Below are 17,698 nucleotides of genomic sequence, written 5' to 3' on the forward strand. Positions count from 1 at the left end.
GGCTGAGGCCCCGGGACATCCGAGGACACCGCCGTGACACATGGACAGCAGGGGATACCCCTCTTTTGACGGTGGATCGACAAATCTAGCGTGGTGCCATCCACTCCGGGTTCAGAGCGCCGAGTCCAGCGAACCGTGCAGGCCGGTGCCCCACCGCCGATCGTTCCGTCCCAGGAGGACATCAGTGAAGTCCCGCATCAGGCCCCTCATCGGTCTCCTTGCCGCACCTCTGCCGATCCTCGCGCTTGCTGTCTCGCCGGCCTTCGCCGCGCAGCCCGCCGCCCAGCAGCTCCCCGCTCTGCGCGGTGACGTCGTGGCGGCGGTCAACCACTCGGTCCGGACCGGAGCCGTCGATGCCGGGCAGCAGATATCCGTCGCAGTCAGCCTCGCCCAGCGCAATACGGCCGGCCTGGACACCTTCCTCTCGCAGGTGGCCGACCCGCAGTCGGCGCAGTACCAGCACTACCTGACGGTGGACCAGTTCGCTGCCCAGTTCGGGGCCACGCCGGAGACCGTCGCCAAGGTGTCCGGGTACCTCGCGGCGCAGGGGCTGACGGTCGGCCAGGTCAGTGCGAACCGGCTCACCATCCAGGCCAGCGGCACGGCTGCCCAGGTGCAGAAGGCCTTCGGCACCAGCCTCGCGAACTACCGCGACAGCCAGGACGGTCGCAGCTACTTCGCCAACACCACGGCGCCCGTCCTGCCCGCCGACATCGCCTCGGTGGTGACGGACGTGGCCGGGCTCAACAGCTACGCCAAGTACACCCACTTCAGCACTCCGGCTGCCACCCCGGCGGCAACCCCCAAGGCGCCCACGGGGCTCAACCCCACTACGGCCCGCTCGGCCTACAACCTCACCTCCACGATCAACGCCGGCTACAACGGCACGGGTTCGACGGTCGGCCTGCTGGAGTTCTCGGGCTTCCAGCAGTCCAACATCAGCGCCTACGACAAGCAGTACTCGCTGCACCCCTCCACCCCGTCGGTGGTTGCGGTGTCCGGTGGCACCACCGACCTGTCCGGCCAGGACGAGGTCGAGTTGGACATCGAGGTCGTGCAGGCTCTGGCGCCCGGTTCGACGGTCAAGGTCTACGAGGCGCCGAACAGCGACGCCGGCGAGACCGCGATCTACTCCCAGCTCGTCAGCGACAACGTCCCGGTGATCTCGATCAGCTGGGGCACCGACGAGGCGAGCGAGACCGCGTCCAACCGGGTGGCGGTGGACGCGGACCTCAAGGAGGCGGCGGCCCAGGGCCAGTCGGTCTTCGCGGCCTCCGGCGACAGCGGGTCCGACGACGCCGGCAACGGCGGTACCTCCGTCGACTTCCCGGCCTCCGACCCGTACACCACGGGCGTCGGCGGCACCACGCTGAGCACCTCCGGCGGTGCGTGGAGCAAGGAGACCGCCTGGTCCGGCAGCGGCGGTGGGGTTTCCTCCTTCTTCAACACCCCCAGCTTCCAGAGCAAGGTGAACACCGGCACGTACCGCGCGGTTCCGGACGTCGCGGCCGACGCCAACCCCTCCAGCGGCTGGGCGATCTACACCGGTGGCTCCTGGCAGGAGTTCGGCGGGACCAGCGCGGCGGCGCCGAACTGGGCGGCCTTCGTGGCGGACTACAACAGTGAGGCGAGGGCCAAGGGCAAGGCCTCCTTCGGGTTCGCGAACAGCACGATCTACAAGCTGGCCTCCTCCAGCAGCTACGCGTCGGCCTTCCACGACGTGAAGACCGGCAGCAACGGGGCGTACAGCGCGGGCACCGGCTACGACAAGGTCACCGGTTGGGGCACCTACAACGGCGCGAACTTCCTGAAGGCCGAACTGGGCTGATCCGGTAGGCGGAGAGCAGGAGAGCAGGAGAGCAGGAGAGCAGGAGTGCGGAGGGGTCGGGCCGTTGCCCGGCCCCTCCGGCGTCGTTGAAGACGCGTCGGGGCCGAGGGCAGGCCGAGGGCAGGCCGAGGGCAGGCCGACGGGTAGGTCGACGGGCAGGACCTAGGGTGGAGGTGAGTGACCGAACCGGAGGCAGGGCGATGGCTGGACAGGACAAGAAGCAGCAGGACGGGGAGGCCGAGGCTGAGCAGGCGGCCGCTGACCGGAAGGCCGCTGCGGCGAAGGCGGCCAAGCTGGTCTTCAGTGACCCGTTCAGCCGGCAGACCAGTGACGACACCGACGCCGGCTGGGGCGAGGACGGTGCGGGACGCGGACTGGACTGGTACCTGAGCCAGCGGCCCCCGCACCACGGAGGCTGAGCGGGCGTCGCGACGCCCGTGGATGGACGGATGGGCGGACGTTCGGACAGGTGGGCGGAGAGCCTGGGCCGGAGAGAGCCCCAGGCTCCTTCTCGAGGTCAGGACTGGCGCACGAGCGCGTCCCGGATCTCCGTGAGCAGCACGATCTCCTTGGCGTCGGCCTCGGCTGCCACTTGGTCCGGGCTCCTGCGCTTGGCCATGAACTTGGCGGCGGGAAGAACCAGGCAGAAGTAGACGACCGCTGCGGTGATCAGGAACTGCAGGATCGCGCTCAGCACGGATCCCCACATGATCGGGATCCCCGATGTGACCTCACCGGTCGCACTGACCAGGCACGGTCCCTTCAGGCAGGAACTGTAGGAGTCCAGGTCCTTGGCGCCGAAGGCGCCGACGAGGGGGTTGATGATGCCCTTGACGAAGGCGTTGACGATGTTGGTGAACGCGGCGCCGATGACGACGGCGACCGCGAGATCGATGACATTGCCGCGCAGGAGGAATTCCTTGAAGCCTTTCACGCCCCGTGAACGATGAACCCTGTGATCGGTTACGGGTGAATTGTCGGGTTTCGTGTTGACGCTGTGGGGATGCGGATCAGCGTCCGGACGGGCAGCGGGCGGAGTCGGCCGGGCCGGCCACCGTCTGCGTGTTCGCCGAGAGCGCGGGGACGGGGGTGAGCGGACCGGGGTGCACCGCCCCCACTCCGACCGCGGTGGCGGCCGCCAGCAGCCCCGTGGCCAGCACCCCCGGTCGGTGCCGCACCGCCTGTCGCAGACGATGCCGCCCGCCGCCCCCGCAGCGGATGGGGCGGAAATCCGGCACGGAACTCCTGGGCGGCACGGCCGAGGCCGACGTCGGAGCCGCCCGCCGCGCGCGGTGGGTCGCGGCCGGTGAAGCGGCCGGGGAGGCGGAAGCGGGGGAGGAAACGGGGTCCGGGGTGAGCGTGGTGGTGGTCATGGGAGCCGGCACCGCCTCGGTGAGAGGGAGAGAACTGCTTGCGGGATCAGCCTGCGCCGCCGGCCCGATCCCGGAAATACCCCTCCGATTTCCTGTGGAAAACCGGGCGCCTGTGGACAACCAACCCCACCCGCACGGCCTAACGAACGGCCGGACGCTGCCCACCCCCAGGGGGGCCACCACCCCCGGTCCCAGGCATCGCAAAGGCCCCCGTCGGCCCTCTGTCCGAGGGCCACCGGGGGCCTGAAGCGCTGAGCGCGCGTCGCCGCGCGCGTCCGCCGGTCAGCTCGCCGAGGCGCCGCTTCCCGACTTGGCCGAGCTGGACGACGAGCTCGACGAGGACGAGGACGTCGACGAGGAACCCGACGAGCCGGACGAGCCGGATGAGCTGGTCGACGAGCTCGACGAGGCGGCCGCAGCCGACGCCCCGGAACCCGACGCCGCCGAGCCCACCGAGCTGCTGGAGGACGACCTGCTGTCGGTCCGGTAGAAGCCGGAGCCCTTGAAGACCACGCCCACGGCGGAGAAGACCTTGCGCAGCCGGCCCTCGCATTGCGGGCATACGGTCAGGGCCTCGTCGGTGAACTTCTGCACCGCCTCAAGGCCGTTGCCGCACTCGGTGCACTGGTACTGGTACGTGGGCACTTGTCTTCCTCCTGGCACTCTCGCCTGATGAGTGCTAACGACGGTCCATGATGCGGCATTCCGCGGGATCAGTCCAGCGCCGCCGTTGTCGGGCCCGGCGGCGCCGCCACCGGCCCGGACGGTCAGCTCTCGGTCACCCCGGCGAGCCGCTGGGTCGCAGCCGCGCTCATGGCAACGGTACGGGTGCGCGCCCCCGGGGCGACCAGCAGCCGCCGCAAAGTGACCAGCGCCACCAGTCCGAGCCCCGAGCCGGTGACCGGCACGAGGAATCCCGACCACGGCCCGTGCGCGTCGATGAGCTGCCCGGCGATCGTCGAGCCGATCGCCAGCCCCAGCCCGATCGCGCCGGTGAGCCAGGTGAACGCCTCCGTCTTGGCGCCGTCCGCGACGAGCGTCTCGACCAGCGTGTAGCCGGTGATCAGCGTCGGTGCGATGGCCAGTCCGCAGACCAGGCCGGCCACGGCCAGCGAGGTCAGGTCGGGCATCGCCCAGAGCGTCGAGCAGCCCAGCACCAGCAGGGTGTAGCTGCCGAGCATCCGCTGCCGGGCCGAGCGCCGCCAGGCGACCATCCCGTAGAGCACGCCGGCCAGCATCGAGCCGCCGGCGAAGATCCCGTACACGGTGCCGCTGACCCCGGCCTGGCCCTCGGCCTCGGCGAAGGCCGTCACGGAGACCTGCATGGCACCGAAGACGGTGCCGACGCCCAGGAACGAGCCGGCCAGCAGCCGGACGCCGGGGGAGGCCAGCGCGGACACCCGGACGGCACCGGGGACGTGCGGGTGACGTGCGGGTGCGGTCCGGCGCTGGGCGGCGAAGGCGAGCCCGCCGACCAGGGTCAGCGCGGCCTCGGCGACCAGACCGGCCGCCGGCGCGATGCCGGTGGCGATGGCGGTGGCCAGCACCGGGCCGACCACGAAGGTGAACTCGTCGGTGACCGACTCGAAGGCGAACGCGGTGTTGAGGTGCGCCGGAGGCTGGTCGGAGAGCTTGGAGACCCAGCGGGCCCGGACCATCGCGCCGATCTGCGGCACGGTGGCACCGGCCGGGGCGGCGGCCAGGAAGAGCGTCCAGACCGGCGCGTGGCCCAGCGCCAGCGCGATCAGCGTGCCGACCGAGACGGCGTGCACCAGCACGCTCGGCACCAGCACGGCGGCCTGTCCGAAGCGGTCGGCCAGGCGGCCGGACTGCGGTCCGACCAGGGCCTGTGCGACGGCGGAGACCGCCGCGACGGCGCCGGCCGTCCCGTACGAGCCCTGGGTGTCGAACACCAGGAGCACGATGCCCAGGCTCAGCATGGCGAAGGGGAGTCGCGCCACGAAGGCGGGGAGCAGGAACGTCCACGCGCCAGGGGTGCGGAGCAGTGGCAGGTACCCGACTCGGGTAGGTGCAGCACTGGGCGCAGTGCTGGGTACAGCGGGGCTTTCGGCCGTTCGGCGGGCTGCCACGGTTGGTTCTTCCTGCTGCCTGGTAGCGCGGCCGGGTATGGGAAAACCCCGACGGCGCCGAGAGTCGTCCTCTCGCGCGTCGACCGGGGTTGATACCGGGTCCGGCTGGCCGATTCGTGGAAGCGGGAGGCCAGATGGTGCTGCGGACCGCGGCCGCCGAGCGGTCGCGCCAACTCTGCTTCAGGCAGATTTTGCGGATGTCTGTAGATACGTACTTACCACCATTGTAGGGCCCGCTCCGCCCACTGCCCTGCCAACCCAAGGTGAACACCTCGCAACACCCCGCAGAAGGCGCCTCACCGCCCGCTGAGCCACCCCGCGAGCTTTCCGCCCTCGTCCACCGCACGCAGCCGCCGCTCGGCCGCCTCGCTCGCCGCCTCGGTGGTGACCACCAGCAGCTCGTCGTTGGCCCGCAGCACGGTGGTGCGGTCCGGCACGAAGCTGCTGCCCTCGCGCACCACCAGCGTGACGGCGGCGCCGGCCGGCAGCCGCAGCTCGCTGACCTCGACCCCGGAGATCCGCGAGGTCGCGGAGAGCGAGACCGACAGGAGCTGGCCGTGCAGATGTTCCAGCGGCGCCGACTCGATGCCGATGTCCTGGCCCATCGTGCCCTCGGAGATGTTCAGCAGCTTGGCCAGCCAGGGCAGCGTGGGGCCCTGGAGCAGGGTGAAGACCACGACCAGGATGAAGACGATGTTGAAGACGTCCACCGCGCGCGGGACGTCGGCCACCAGCGGGATGGTGGCCAGCACGATCGGCACCGCCCCGCGCAGCCCGGCCCAGCTCAGCAGCGCCTGCTCGCGCCAGGGCAGCCGGAAGGGCGTCAGCGTGAGCACCACCGACAGCGGCCGGGCGATGAAGACCAGCACCACCCCGATCACCAGTGCCGGTCCGACCGCCGAGCCCATCGTGTCGGGGTTGCAGAGCAGGCCGAGCAGCACGAACATGCCGATCTGCCCGATCCAGGCGAGCCCGTCGGCGAAGCCGCGGACGGCCGGTCCGTGCGGCAGCTTGGCGTTGCCCAGCAGCACCGCGCAGATGTAGACCGCGAGGAACCCGGAGCCGTGCAGCAGCGCCCCGCCCGCGTACGCGAGCGCGGTCAGCGCCATCACCGCGATCGGGTACAGGCCGGAGGACGGCAGCGCGACGTGCCGCAGTCCGTACGCGCCGAGCTTGCCGACGGCCAGGCCCACGGCCGTGCCGATCGCCAGCTCGGCGACGATCGTGCCGACCAGCACGTACCAGGCGTCGAACGGGCCGGTGGTGGCGAAGGCGACGACCAGGATCACCACCGGAGCGTCGTTGAACCCGGACTCGGCCTCCAGCAGGCCGGTCAGCCGCGGCGGCAGCGGCACCATCCGCAGCACCGAGAAGACCGCCGCCGCGTCGGTCGACGAGACGATGGCGCCCAGCAGCAGCGACATCCGCCAGTCCAGGCCGACCAGGTAGTGGGCGCCGGCGGCGGTGACGAAGACGCTGATCCCGACCCCGAAGGTGGCCAGCACGGTGGCGGCCGGCATCACCGGTTTGATCGCCGGCCAGCTGGTCTTCAGTCCGCCCTCGGCGAGGATGACGACGAGCGCGGCATAGCCGATGACCTGCGTCAGCTCGGCGTCGTTGAAGGTGACACCGAGTCCGTTCTGGCCGATCACCACGCCGATGCCGAGGTAGAGCAGCAGGCTGGGCAGCCCCGAACGGGTCGAAATGCGGACCGCGACCACCGCGACCAGGAGGATCACGGAGAACTCGAGGAGGAACTTGTTCAGATGGTCGACGGTCAACGCAGGGGCACCTCGGGGTCGCGGGCACGGAAACTGGCAGGCGGCTCAGGAGGATCAGCAGGGTTTCATCGAGACCCCTCGCAGCATCAGTCGGTGCGGCGCTGCGACCGACGACGGCTCAGGTGAGGTGTCGTTACGCAGTCTAACATTTTACCTACTCTTTTGAATCCCCCGTTTTCAGGGAGCCCGCGAGGCATCCTCAGGCGCGGCCGATAAGGTCCCTCTGGATCCACCGTGAGCGTCCCCGGTGCACCTGCGCCACCTGAGTCGTCCTAATGTGGTGAGCGGTCACGGCCGCCCCAGCTGAATGTGACGTCGCCCTGCTCCCTGTTGCTAGGACCCAGATGCCCCGCTCGAAGAAGTTCCGGCGCGCTCGTCTGATCGTGCTCGTGCTCGCCGTGCTCCTGGTGGCCGGCTCCGCCGCCGGCGGCTGGTACGCGGTGGACACCGTGCGCGCCTCGTTCCCGCAGCTCAGCGGCAGCATCAAGGTCTCCGGCCTGGGTGCCCCGGTGGACGTGGAGCGGGATGCCAACGGCATTCCGCAGATCTACGCCGACACCTCCGAGGACCTGTTCAAGGCCCAGGGTTACGTCCAGGCCCAGGACCGCTTCTGGGAGATGGACGTCCGACGCCACATCACCTCCGGACGGCTCTCCGAGATGTTCGGGGCGGGCCAGGTGCAGACCGACTCCTTCCTGCGCACGATGGGCTGGCACGACGTCGCCCAGCAGGAGTACGACACCCAGCTCTCGCCGGACACCAAGAAGTACCTCCAGGCCTACTCGGACGGCGTCAACGCCTGGCTCGCCCAGCACCCCGGCGGCAAGAGCGCCTCGCTGGAGTACGCGCTGCTCGGCACGGTGAACGGCAGCTACAAGCCCGCACCGTGGACCCCGGTCGACTCGGTGGCCTGGCTCAAGGCGATGGCCTGGAACCTCTCCGGCAACGTCCAGGACGAGATCGACCGCTCGCTGCTGTCCCAGGACTTCACCCAGGACCAGATCGCCCAGCTCTACCCGGCCTACCCGTACGACCGGAACGGCACGATCGTCGGGCAGACCGGCAAGGTCGGCACGGACGGCACCTACCGGCCGCCCGTCGCGACGGCCAACCAGACGGCCTCCACCAACCAGGCCGCAGCCGTCACCAACGCCCTGCTGCAGGGCCTGTCCGGCCAGGTCGACGCGCTGCCGCAGCTGCTCGGCCCGCAGGGCCAGGGCATCGGCTCCAACTCCTGGGTGGTCTCCGGCGACCACACCACCACCGGCAAGCCGCTGATGGCCAACGACCCGCACCTCGGCCCCGGGATGCCCTCGGTCTGGTACCAGATGGGCCTGCACTGCCGGGTCCTCAGCAGCGCCTGCCAGTACGACACCACCGGCTTCACCTTCTCGGGGATGCCGGGCGTGGTGATCGGCCACAACCAGAACATCTCCTGGGGCTTCACCAACCTCGGCGCCGACGTGACGGACCTCTACCTGGAGAAGGTCACCGGCCCGAACACGTACCTCTACGACGGCCAGAACGTGAACTTCGCCACACGCCAGGAGACCATCAAGGTCGCAGGCGGCGCGGACCGCACGATCACCGTCCGCACCACCAACAACGGACCGCTCATCTCGGACCAGAGCACCGAGGAGCAGAACGTCGGCACCTACGCGCCGGTCGGCAACTCCGCGCCGGACCGCGGGACCAGCGGCTACGGCGTCGCGCTGAAGTGGACGGCGCTCAGCCCGGGCAAGACCATGGACGCGGTCTTCGAGCTGGACCGGGCCGCCAACTGGACCGACTTCCGGTCCGCCGCCAAGGACTTCGCCGTCCCCGCGCAGAACCTGATCTACGCCGACACCAAGAACAACATCGGCTACCAGGCCCCCGGCGTGATCCCGGTCCGCGGCCGCGGCGACGGCAGCTACCCCGTCCCCGGCTGGGACTCGTCGTACAACTGGAAGAGCACGATCCCGTTCACCTCGCTGCCGTACGTCTACAACCCGCCGTCCGGCTACATCGTCACCGCCAACCAGGCGGTCGCCGACCAGAGCTACCCGTTCCTGCTGACCACGGACTGGGAGTACGGCACCCGGGCCAAGGAGATCGGCGACCAGATCCAGGCCCGCCTGCAGAACGGCGGCCGGATCTCGCCCGACGACATGCAGTCCATCCAGATGGACAACACCAGCGTGATGGCCAAGACCCTGGTGCCGATGCTGCTCAAGGAGCAGGTCAGCGACCCGTACGTCCGCCAGGCCCAGGACCTGCTGAAGGACTGGAACTACAACCAGGACGCCGACTCGGCCGCCGCGGCCTACTACAACGGCGTCTGGCGGCAGTTGCTGATCCTGGCCTTCGGCCAGAAGTTCCCGGCGAGCGTGCGCGCCCAGGGCGACTGCCTGCTGGTCCAGCAGAAGGTGGACGCCAACCAGCCGCTCAACTCGGTCGGCGGCGAGACCAAGATCGTCACCCAGTGCGGCACCCGCGCCGCGAACCAGGCCCAGCCGGACGGCGGCGACCGCTGGACGGAGGTGGTGCGCCAGCAGCTCGGCAACCCCAACAGCTCGTGGTGGGACTACATCGACTCCAACCACCTCCAGCAGCACGGCCTGGACAACCTGCTCAAGGAGGCGATGAAGGACGCCCGCCAGGACCTCACCGCCCAGCTCGGCAAGGACATCTCCACCTGGAGCTGGGGTCGGCTGCACACCCTGAACCTCAAGGAGCAGACCCTGGGCATCGACAACTCGTCGTTCGCCTCGGGCATCATCCACCGGCTGCTCAACCGCGGTCCGTACCAGCTGTCGGGCGGTTCGGCGGCGGTCAACGCCTCCGGGTGGACGGCGGCGGCCGGGTACCAGGTCGACTGGATCCCGTCGATGCGGATGGTCGTGGACCTGAGCGACTTCAACGCCTCGCGCTGGATCAACGTGGGCGGCGAGTCCGGGCACGCCTTCCAGGCCAACTACAACGACCAGACCGCGCTCTGGGCCCAGGGCAAGCTGCTTCCCTGGGCCTACAGCAAGGACGCGGTGGACAAGGCCACCACGAACCGGCTCACCCTCACCCCCTGAGGCCTCACCCCCTGAGGCCTCACCTCCTGAGCCCTCAGGCGGTGAACCGGTGCACCCCCGACGGCGTGACGGCGGCGTGCACCGGCCGGTCGTGCGGCTCGGCCGGGACGTGCTCCAGCAGTTCGGCGTCGTAGAGCAGGGTGGCCAGCAGCGGCCGCGCCCCGGCCCGGTCCAGCCGGGCCAGGACACGGTCGTAGCTGCCGCCGCCCCGGCCCAGCCGCAGGCCGCCGTGGTCCACGGCGAGCCCCGGCAGCAGCACCACGGCGGCCGCGCAGACCGCCTCCGGCCCGAGTCGGTGCCCGTCCGGTTCCAGCAGCCCGCGGCCGGCCGGCAGGAGGTGCTCGGCGCCCCGGTAGGCGGCCCAGTCGAGGTCGTTGTCGGGCAGCAGGACGGGCAGCAGCACCGGGACCCCACGGCGTTGCAGCAGGTCGAGCAGCGGCCGGGTGCCGGGCTCCGCACCGACCGACACGTACGCGGCCACCGGTCCCTCCAGCGCGAGCGCGCCGGCCTGCTCGGCCAGCGCCGCGGCGGCGCTTTCCCGCCATTCGGGCGACAGTGCGCGGCGGTCGGCCAGAAGCCGTGACCTCAGCTCTGCCTTGTCGTTGTAGAAGGGATCGTCGTACAAGTCCTGCTCCTCGGGATCCGCGGCCGTCGCCACGATCCTCCCTCGTCCCCCCGCTCGTGCGAGAACCGGAAGGCGGCCCGATGCCCACCCCGCTCCTGGTGCAGTCGCTGGCCCTGCTCAGCGCCCCGCTCGCCGGGGCGGCCGGCCTGCTGGGGCTGCGGCTGCGCCGCTCGGCGGGGGTGGAGGAGAGCCGCGAGAGCGGGCTGCGGCAGCAACTGGCCGAGCTGCAGAGCCGCTGCGAGGAGTTGGAGCGGCTGGCGGCGCGCGATCCGCTGACCGGCGTGTGGAACTACCGGCACCTCCAAACCACTCTGGAGCGTGAGATCGCGCGCTGCGACGAGCCGCACCCGAACGACCCTTCCAGCAGCGGCCCGAGCGCCGACTGCCGGCGGCCGAGCGTCCGTCAGTCGGACCAACGGCAGCCGCCGGAGCGGCAGTCGGGTGCCGCCGGTGCGTCGCGCCCGCTGGCCCTGGTGCTGCTGGAGATCGACGGTTTCGACGCACTCAACGCCGAGCACGGCCGCAGCCGCGGCGACGTGATGCTGCGCGAGCTGGCCCAGCGCCTCAGCGTGGAGATCCGCCGCACGGACACCCTCGGCCGTTATGGCGGTACGGAGTTCCTGGTGGTGCTGCCGGACACCGGCGCGGACGGCGCGGTCCGGGTCGCCGAGCGGCTCTGCTGGTCGGTCCGCCGCCACCGGCTGCTCGACTGGGCCCCTGGCCCCTGGGAGGACGGCCGTACCCCCCGCCAGGGGAACGGGCTGACCGCCGCCGCCGGGGTCGCGGTCCTGCCCGTGGACGGCACCCACGCTGCTCCGCTGCTGCGCGCGGCGGACCGGGCGCTTGCGGCGGCCAAGCGGCAGGCGCTGCACGGTCTGCACGGTAATCTGTCGGCTTGTGCCGGTTCTGAGCCGCCTGCCCTGACCGGTCGTGCTGCCCGTAATGTCGCTGTCGTGGCTGTTGCCGACGAGGTTCGTTCACATCTGATTAACCTCGCCCACAGTCAGGGCGGTCATCTGCCTCAGTAAGGTCAACGCATGACGACGACGAACACCCGCATGCCGGTCACCAAGGCTGTTGTGCCTGCGGCCGGCCTCGGCACCCGCTTTCTCCCCGCGACGAAGGCGACGCCGAAGGAGATGCTCCCGGTCGTCGACAAGCCCGCCATCCAGTACGTGGTGGAGGAGGCTTCCGCGGCCGGCCTCTCCGACATACTGATGGTCACCGGGCGCAACAAGCGCGCGCTGGAGGACCACTTCGACCGGGCCTACGAGTTGGAGGAGCTGCTCTCGCGCAAGGGCGACGAGGACAAGCTCCGCCGGGTCCGCGAGTCGGTCTCGCTGGCCAACATGCACTACGTCCGCCAGGGCGACCCCAAGGGCCTGGGGCACGCGGTCCTGGTGGCCGAACAGCACGTGGCCGGACAGCCGTTCGCCGTCCTGCTCGGTGACGACCTGATCGACCCGCGCGACCCGCTGCTCTCCCGGATGATCGAGGTGCAGCAGGAGTTGGGCGGCTCGGTGGTGGCGCTGATGGAGGTCGAGCCCTCGCAGATCCACCTCTACGGCTGCGCGGCCGTCGAGGCCAACGGCTTCGGCGAGGACGTCTTCCACGTCACCGACCTGGTCGAGAAGCCCGAGGTCGAGGACGCCCCGTCGAACTACGCGGTGATCGGCCGCTACGTGCTCGACCCGGCCGTCTTCGACGTGTTGAAGAAGACCGAGCCCGGCCGCGGCGGCGAGATCCAGCTCACCGACGCCCTGCGCACGCTCTCCACGCTGGGCCCCGAGGAGGGCGGCCAGGTGCACGGCGTGCTCTTCAAGGGCCGCCGTTATGACACGGGCGACCGCGCCGACTACTTGCGCGCTATTGTCCGCCTGGCGTGCGAGCGTGAAGACCTGGGTCCGGAGTTCCGCAGCTGGCTCAGGGACTTCGTGGGCACGGAGATGATGCAGGGCTGACAAACGGAAGGCGACGGTGGCGATGACCAGGTCTACGGAGAACACAGACGCCTGCGGGGCCGAGGCTCCGGGCCACCGGCTGTGGACGGTCGACGAGCACCTCGCCGACGTCCTGTCCACCGTCGCCCCGCTGCCCGCCATCGAGCTGCAGCTGCTGGACGCCCACGGCTGCCGGCTCGACGAGGACGTGGTCGCCGCCGGCGACCTGCCGCCCTTCGACAACAGCTCGATGGACGGCTACGCGGTGCGCACCGCCGACACCGTCGGAGCGGACTCCACCTACCCCTCGGTACTGAGCGTCATCGGCGACATCGCGGCGGGCGCCGGCGAGCTGCCGAAGGTGGGCCCAGGCCAGGCCGCCCGGATCATGACCGGCGCACCCGTGCCGCCCGGCGCCGAGGCGATCGCCCCGGTCGAGTGGACGGACGGCGGCACCGGCTCGGGCCAGGCCGCCGCGAGCATGGGCGCACCCGTGGCGGACGAGGAGGTGCGGGTGCTGCGCGAGGTCGCGGCGGGTGCGCACATCCGCCGCCGGGGTAGCGACATCAAGGCCGGCGACCAGGTGCTCGACTCCGGGACCGAGCTCGGCCCGACCCAGCTCGGCCTGCTCGCCGCGATCGGCCGGGGCACGGTGCGGGTCCGGCCGCGCCCGCGTGTGGTGGTCCTCTCCACCGGCAGCGAGCTGGTGCAGCCTGGTGAGCCGGTGGGCCCCGGGCAGATCTCCGACTCGAACAGCTTCACCCTCACCGCCGCCGCCCAGGAGGCCGGCGCGATCGCCTACCGGGTCGGCGGCGTGCCGGACGACCCGGCGGTGCTGCGGGCCGTCCTGGAGGACCAGCTCAGCCGGGCCGACCTCATCGTCACCAGCGGCGGGGTCAGCGTCGGCGCGTACGACGTGGTCAAGGAGGCGTTCGCGAGCTACGGCCGGGTCGACTTCCGGCGCCTGCGGATGCAGCCCGGCAAGCCGCAGGGCTTCGGCCGGATCGGCGCGGGCGCGGGCGTCCCACTGCTCGCGCTGCCCGGCAACCCGGTCAGCGCCTATATCTCCTTCGAGCTCTTCGTCCGCCCGGTGATCCGCACCATGCTGGGCGCCACCGACGTGCACCGCCCGGTGGTCCGGGCGGTCTGCGGCGCCGAGCTGAGCTCGCCGGCCGGCCGCCGGCAGTTCCTGCGCGGCTGGTACTCGGCCGCGGACGCCACCGTCCAGCCCATCGGTGGCGAGGGATCGCACCTGGTGGGAGCACTGGCGAGGGCCAACTGCCTGATCGTCGTCCCCGAGGACACGGTTGCGACGGGAACCGGCGAGACGGTGGACGTCGTCCTGCTGACGGACTGACAGCTTCCGTTTCGGTCCGGCCGACCGACTACCGCCGAACGGACGCGCGTGCTCTCCTGACGGACGGAGAACAGCCGCGCGGGCCCGGGGCGGTACGGTAGCGCGGTATTCACCCCGTTCTGCTGGAGTACTGACGTGACCACACCCCCCGGCGACCGCCTCACGCATGTCGACGAAACCGGCGCCGCCCGCATGGTCGACGTCTCGGAGAAGGCCACCACGGTCCGGACCGCCGTGGCGGCCGGCCGGGTGCGGGTCGCACCGCGGGTGGTCGAGCTGCTGCGCGGCGAGGGCGTGCCCAAAGGCGACGCCCTCGCGGTGGCCCGGATCGCCGGAATCATGGGCGCGAAGAAGACGCCCGAGCTCATCCCGCTCTGCCACCCCATCGCCATCTCCGGGGTGACCGTCGAACTGTCGGTCACCGACGAGGCGGTCGAGATCACCGCGACGGTCCGCACCGCCGACCGGACCGGCGTCGAGATGGAGGCCCTCACCGCCGTCGCGGTGGCCGGGCTGACCGTCATCGACATGGTCAAGGCGGTCGACAAGGGCGCCGCGATCGAGGACGTCCGGGTGCTCAGCAAGACCGGCGGCAAGAGCGGCGACTGGGCGCGGGGCGAGGCATGAGGGCGCTCGCGGTGACCGTCTCCAACCGCGCCTCGGCCGGCGTGTACGAGGACAAGGGCGGCCCGCTCCTGGTGGCCGGCCTGGAGCGGATGGGCTTCGCCGTCGACGGCCCGCAGCTGGTGCCGGACGGCGATCCGGTCGAGGCGGCGCTGCGCGCGGCGGTGGCCGCCGGGTACGACGTCGTGCTGACCACCGGCGGTACCGGCATCTCGCCGATGGACCTCACCCCCGAGATGACGGCCCGGGTGATCGACCGTCAGATCCCCGGCATCGCCGAGGCGATCCGGGCGTACGGACGGGAGAAGGTGCCGACCTCGGCGCTCTCGCGCGGCCTGGCCGGGCTCGCCGGCCGCACGGTGATCGTCAACCTGCCGGGCTCCACGGGCGGCGTGAAGGACGGGCTCGCGGTGCTGGAGCCGCTTCTCGCGCACGCCGTCGACCAGCTCGCCGGCGGCGACCACCCCCGGCCGGCCGCCGTGCCCGCCACTGATCCGGGCGACTCCCACTGAGCGCCGGCTGGCCCGTGGAGCTCCGGGACGGCGACGTCGTGCTGCGCCCGATCCGGTACCGGGACCAGAAGTCCTGGCAGGAGGCCAGCCGCCGCAACCGCGACTGGCTGCGCCGCTGGGAGGCCACCGTGCCCCCCGTCCCGCCCGGCCGCGACGCCGGACGGCGGCCGACCTACCGCCAGATGGTCCGCTACCTGCGCGGCGAGGCCTCGGCCGGCCGGATGCTCCCGTTCGTGGTGCAGCACCAGGGCGAACTGGTCGGGCAGCTGACGGTCGGCGGGATCACCTGGGGCTCGATGTGCTCCGCCAACATCGGCTACTGGGTCGACGAGGCGGTGGCCGGCCGCGGCATCATGCCGACCGCCGTCGCACTCGCCGTCGACCACTGCTTCCAGGCCCTGGGCCTGCACCGGATCGAGGTCTGCATCCGCCCCGAGAACCGGCCCAGCCGCCGGGTGGTGGAAAAGCTCGGTTTCCGCTCGGAGGGGGTGCGCCCGCGCTATCTCCACATCGACGGCGACTGGCGCGATCACCTGGTGTACGCCCTCACGGTGGAGGAGATCCCGGAGGGCCTGCTGAGCCGCTGGCACGCCGTCGGTAGGCCGCCAACCCGGGCCACCGGCCAGTAAATTGAATAAGTGTTCGAAATTCATATCGATATGGCATCGCTGCTCAGGCAAGCGGTCACAAATACCGGCAAAATAGTCAGAGAATCAGCTTGATCATGCGACACGCCGTGCCAAATTGCTGCCCGGCCTTCCCCTACGCCCGTACGGTGTGAAACGTGAGCAGTAGCGGCCTCATCTACGCGGTCATCGTAGGGGCCTGGGCTGCCTATCTGGTGCCCATGTGGCTCCGCAGGCAGGACGAGCTCAACGAAGCGCGCCCGACCGAACGCTTCAGCACCGCCATCCGCCTGCTCGCAGGGCGGTCGGCGATGGAGCGGCGGGCGTCCCGGGCCCTGAACGACAACGACCCTTCCCTCGACGACCCGTCGGCACCGCCGACCACGGCGTCCACCTCGTCGTCCACCTCGTCCGCAGCTACGCCGTCGTCCCTTGCGGCGGCCGCGGAGAGCGACGACGAGGCCTCCGGCGACGCCCCGTCCCCCGACGGCGCCCCCGCGGCGCCGTCCGCCCTCCCAGCGCCCTCCCCCAGGGGCGACCGGCGCGCCCAGCTACTGGCCCGGCGGCGCCGGATGGTCACGGTGCTCTTCCTGGCCTTCGCCGTGGGCGCGGTCGTCGCCGCCGTCGCGGGCTTCGACTTCCTGTGGGTGCCGGGACTGCCGGCCCTCCTGCTCACCCTCTACATCGGCCACCTGCGCCGCCTGGAGCGCCAGCGGTACGAGGTCAAGCTCGACCGCTCCCGCGCCGCCCAGGCCGCCCAGCGGCTGCGCGAGCGCGAGCAGGCGCGGGCGGCGGCCCTGGCCGCCCCCGCAGAGCCCGCACAGGCCCCCGAAGCCCGCCCGCACCTGCGGGTGGCCGCGGCGCCGGAGCCCGCCTCCTCCTCCCGGCAGGCCCTCGTGGAGGCCACCGACCACGAGGAGTGGGTCGACGGCCTGCGCGAGCGCGGCGCGGCCGGTCCGGACTCCTGGGAGCCCGTCCCCGTCCCCCTCCCCACCTACGTCACCGCACCTGTCGCCCCCCGGGTCACCCGCGGCCTGGACCTCGGCGCCCCCGGCACCTGGTCCTCCGGCCGCCCCACCGAAGCCCGCCGCACCCCCCTCTTCGACCAGTACGAGGACCCGGCCCCCGCCGACGCCCCCCGCCCCCGCGCCGCCAACGAATAACCACCCCTCCCCATCGCCCCCGGTCAGCCCCCCTCCGCAACCCCCGGGGTGGTCACAACCCCCCTCCGGAAGGTGCTAGAGTTTCATCTCGTTGGGGCTGTGGCGCAGTCCGGTAGCGCACCTCGTTCGCATCGAGGGGGTCAGGGGTTCGAATCCCCTCAGCTCCACCCAACGTCAAGGGCCCGGTCGGTGAAAGCCGATCGGGCCCTTGGCCGTTCATGCAGCAGCAAAGTGCAGCAACTACTCCGGATCGTGCTGGGTGGTGTCGCTCGTCATGTGCTCCCCGAGCTTCTTCAGCGCCCGCCGAGTGTCCTCCGATGGAACGAACGTGTAGATCTCCATCGTGATCGCGATCTTGCTGTGCCGGAGGATCTGCATTGCGACGCGCGGGTGGACGTCCAATGCGGCGAGCAGCGATCCACAGGTGAGCCGGGTGTCGTGCAGCCGGATCACTCGCACGCCGGCCAGCTCGCACCGTCGCTTGAACGAGCGGTTGAAGTTGCGAGGCTCGATCGGCGAGCCTGTCCGTGTCGCTCCACGGATAGCCATGCTGATCAACCCTCTCGTCTACCCCCCTAGACAGTCGAAGGCCGAGAGCCCCGAGGAGGCTGTCTAGGGGCAATACCAGTGACTTAGTAGTCCCAGGATCGCCTGAGCGTGACGGGTGGGTTGATCGGGGCGGTCTTGTGGTGCGGCGCGATGGTGACTGCTTCG

General features: G+C 71.1%; 17 protein-coding genes and 1 tRNA gene. 11 read left to right on the plus strand and 7 right to left on the minus strand.

From position 1 onward, the window contains the following. The first annotated feature begins 184 nt into the window (after nucleotides 1-184). Nucleotides 185-1,828, plus strand: coding sequence for a S53 family peptidase (locus P3T37_RS17165; RefSeq protein WP_280724533.1), 1,644 nt, complete (start codon nucleotides 185-187; stop codon nucleotides 1,826-1,828). Between the two features lie 200 nt (nucleotides 1,829-2,028). Further along, complete coding sequence (locus P3T37_RS17170; protein WP_280724534.1) at nucleotides 2,029-2,247, plus strand: hypothetical protein; 219 nt, start codon at nucleotides 2,029-2,031, stop codon at nucleotides 2,245-2,247. Between the two features lie 98 nt (nucleotides 2,248-2,345). Here P3T37_RS17170 and mscL read toward each other — a convergent pair whose 3' ends face one another. The 5 genes from mscL to P3T37_RS17195 form a co-directional block, all read right to left on the minus strand. Beyond that, entirely contained in the window at nucleotides 2,346-2,762 is a 417-nt protein-coding gene (gene mscL / locus P3T37_RS17175) for a large conductance mechanosensitive channel protein MscL (protein ID WP_280724535.1), read from the minus strand. 76 nt (nucleotides 2,763-2,838) lie between these two features. Continuing rightward, nucleotides 2,839-2,988 (minus strand): hypothetical protein, encoded by a 150-nt coding sequence (locus P3T37_RS17180; protein WP_280724536.1) that lies wholly within the window; start codon nucleotides 2,986-2,988, stop codon nucleotides 2,839-2,841. A gap of 495 nt (nucleotides 2,989-3,483) precedes the next feature. After that, on the minus strand, nucleotides 3,484-3,846 hold the full coding sequence (locus tag P3T37_RS17185; protein ID WP_280724537.1) for an FmdB family zinc ribbon protein: 363 nt from the start codon (nucleotides 3,844-3,846) through the stop codon (nucleotides 3,484-3,486). A gap of 122 nt (nucleotides 3,847-3,968) precedes the next feature. Further along, on the minus strand, nucleotides 3,969-5,213 hold the full coding sequence (locus tag P3T37_RS17190) for an MFS transporter (protein ID WP_280724564.1): 1,245 nt from the start codon (nucleotides 5,211-5,213) through the stop codon (nucleotides 3,969-3,971). 374 nt (nucleotides 5,214-5,587) lie between these two features. Further along, on the minus strand, nucleotides 5,588-7,072 hold the full coding sequence (locus P3T37_RS17195) for a potassium/proton antiporter (RefSeq protein ID WP_280724538.1): 1,485 nt from the start codon (nucleotides 7,070-7,072) through the stop codon (nucleotides 5,588-5,590). 344 nt (nucleotides 7,073-7,416) lie between these two features. Here P3T37_RS17195 and P3T37_RS17200 point away from each other — a divergent pair, with 344 nt between their 5' ends. Continuing rightward, complete coding sequence (locus P3T37_RS17200) at nucleotides 7,417-10,137, plus strand: penicillin acylase family protein (RefSeq protein ID WP_280724539.1); 2,721 nt, start codon at nucleotides 7,417-7,419, stop codon at nucleotides 10,135-10,137. Nucleotides 10,138-10,171: 34 nt separating this feature from the next. Here the strand turns inward: P3T37_RS17200 and P3T37_RS17205 are convergent, their stop codons facing one another. Next, entirely contained in the window at nucleotides 10,172-10,762 is a 591-nt protein-coding gene (locus tag P3T37_RS17205) for a 5-formyltetrahydrofolate cyclo-ligase (RefSeq protein ID WP_280724540.1), read from the minus strand. Nucleotides 10,763-10,842: 80 nt separating this feature from the next. Here P3T37_RS17205 and P3T37_RS17210 point away from each other — a divergent pair, with 80 nt between their 5' ends. From P3T37_RS17210 to P3T37_RS17245, 8 genes are all read left to right on the plus strand, one after another. Next, complete coding sequence (locus P3T37_RS17210) at nucleotides 10,843-11,790, plus strand: GGDEF domain-containing protein (protein WP_280724541.1); 948 nt, start codon at nucleotides 10,843-10,845, stop codon at nucleotides 11,788-11,790. A 9-nt stretch (nucleotides 11,791-11,799) separates the two neighbouring features. Continuing rightward, entirely contained in the window at nucleotides 11,800-12,723 is a 924-nt protein-coding gene (gene galU / locus P3T37_RS17215) for a UTP--glucose-1-phosphate uridylyltransferase GalU (RefSeq protein WP_280724542.1), read from the plus strand. 22 nt (nucleotides 12,724-12,745) lie between these two features. Next, on the plus strand, nucleotides 12,746-14,059 hold the full coding sequence (gene glp, locus P3T37_RS17220) for a gephyrin-like molybdotransferase Glp (RefSeq protein ID WP_280724543.1): 1,314 nt from the start codon (nucleotides 12,746-12,748) through the stop codon (nucleotides 14,057-14,059). A 135-nt stretch (nucleotides 14,060-14,194) separates the two neighbouring features. Further along, complete coding sequence (gene moaC / locus P3T37_RS17225) at nucleotides 14,195-14,686, plus strand: cyclic pyranopterin monophosphate synthase MoaC (RefSeq protein ID WP_280724544.1); 492 nt, start codon at nucleotides 14,195-14,197, stop codon at nucleotides 14,684-14,686. After that, a complete protein-coding gene (locus tag P3T37_RS17230) occupies nucleotides 14,683-15,195 on the plus strand; it encodes a MogA/MoaB family molybdenum cofactor biosynthesis protein (protein ID WP_280724545.1) in 513 nt (170 codons plus the stop codon). Before moaC ends, P3T37_RS17230 begins: the two co-directional genes overlap by 4 nt. Then, a complete protein-coding gene (locus P3T37_RS17235; protein WP_280724565.1) occupies nucleotides 15,192-15,824 on the plus strand; it encodes a GNAT family protein in 633 nt (210 codons plus the stop codon). Before P3T37_RS17230 ends, P3T37_RS17235 begins: the two co-directional genes overlap by 4 nt. A 155-nt stretch (nucleotides 15,825-15,979) precedes the next feature. Next, entirely contained in the window at nucleotides 15,980-16,984 is a 1,005-nt protein-coding gene (gene glpR / locus P3T37_RS17240; protein WP_280724546.1) for a gephyrin-like molybdotransferase receptor GlpR, read from the plus strand. Between the two features lie 93 nt (nucleotides 16,985-17,077). Further along, a tRNA-Ala gene (locus P3T37_RS17245) sits at nucleotides 17,078-17,151 on the plus strand. Nucleotides 17,152-17,224: 73 nt separating this feature from the next. Here the strand turns inward: P3T37_RS17245 and P3T37_RS17250 are convergent. Continuing rightward, nucleotides 17,225-17,533, minus strand: a complete 309-nt coding sequence (locus tag P3T37_RS17250; protein WP_280724566.1) for a tyrosine-type recombinase/integrase — start codon at nucleotides 17,531-17,533, stop codon at nucleotides 17,225-17,227. Between the last annotated feature and the right edge of the window lie 165 nt (nucleotides 17,534-17,698).

The organism is Kitasatospora sp. MAA4, from assembly GCF_029893355.1.
Lineage (GTDB): Bacteria > Actinomycetota > Actinomycetes > Streptomycetales > Streptomycetaceae > Kitasatospora.

Coding starts and splice junctions, on each gene's coding strand:
- P3T37_RS17170 (WP_280724534.1), top strand. CDS start 2,029: ATGGCTGGACAGGACAAGAAGCAGCAGGACGGGGAGGCCGAGGCTGAG.
- P3T37_RS17200 (WP_280724539.1), top strand. CDS start 7,417: ATGCCCCGCTCGAAGAAGTTCCGGCGCGCTCGTCTGATCGTGCTCGTG.
- P3T37_RS17210 (WP_280724541.1), top strand. CDS start 10,843: ATGCCCACCCCGCTCCTGGTGCAGTCGCTGGCCCTGCTCAGCGCCCCG.
- galU (WP_280724542.1), top strand. CDS start 11,800: ATGACGACGACGAACACCCGCATGCCGGTCACCAAGGCTGTTGTGCCT.
- glp (WP_280724543.1), top strand. CDS start 12,746: ATGACCAGGTCTACGGAGAACACAGACGCCTGCGGGGCCGAGGCTCCG.
- P3T37_RS17230 (WP_280724545.1), top strand. CDS start 14,683: ATGAGGGCGCTCGCGGTGACCGTCTCCAACCGCGCCTCGGCCGGCGTG.
- P3T37_RS17250 (WP_280724566.1), bottom strand. CDS start 17,533: ATGGCTATCCGTGGAGCGACACGGACAGGCTCGCCGATCGAGCCTCGC.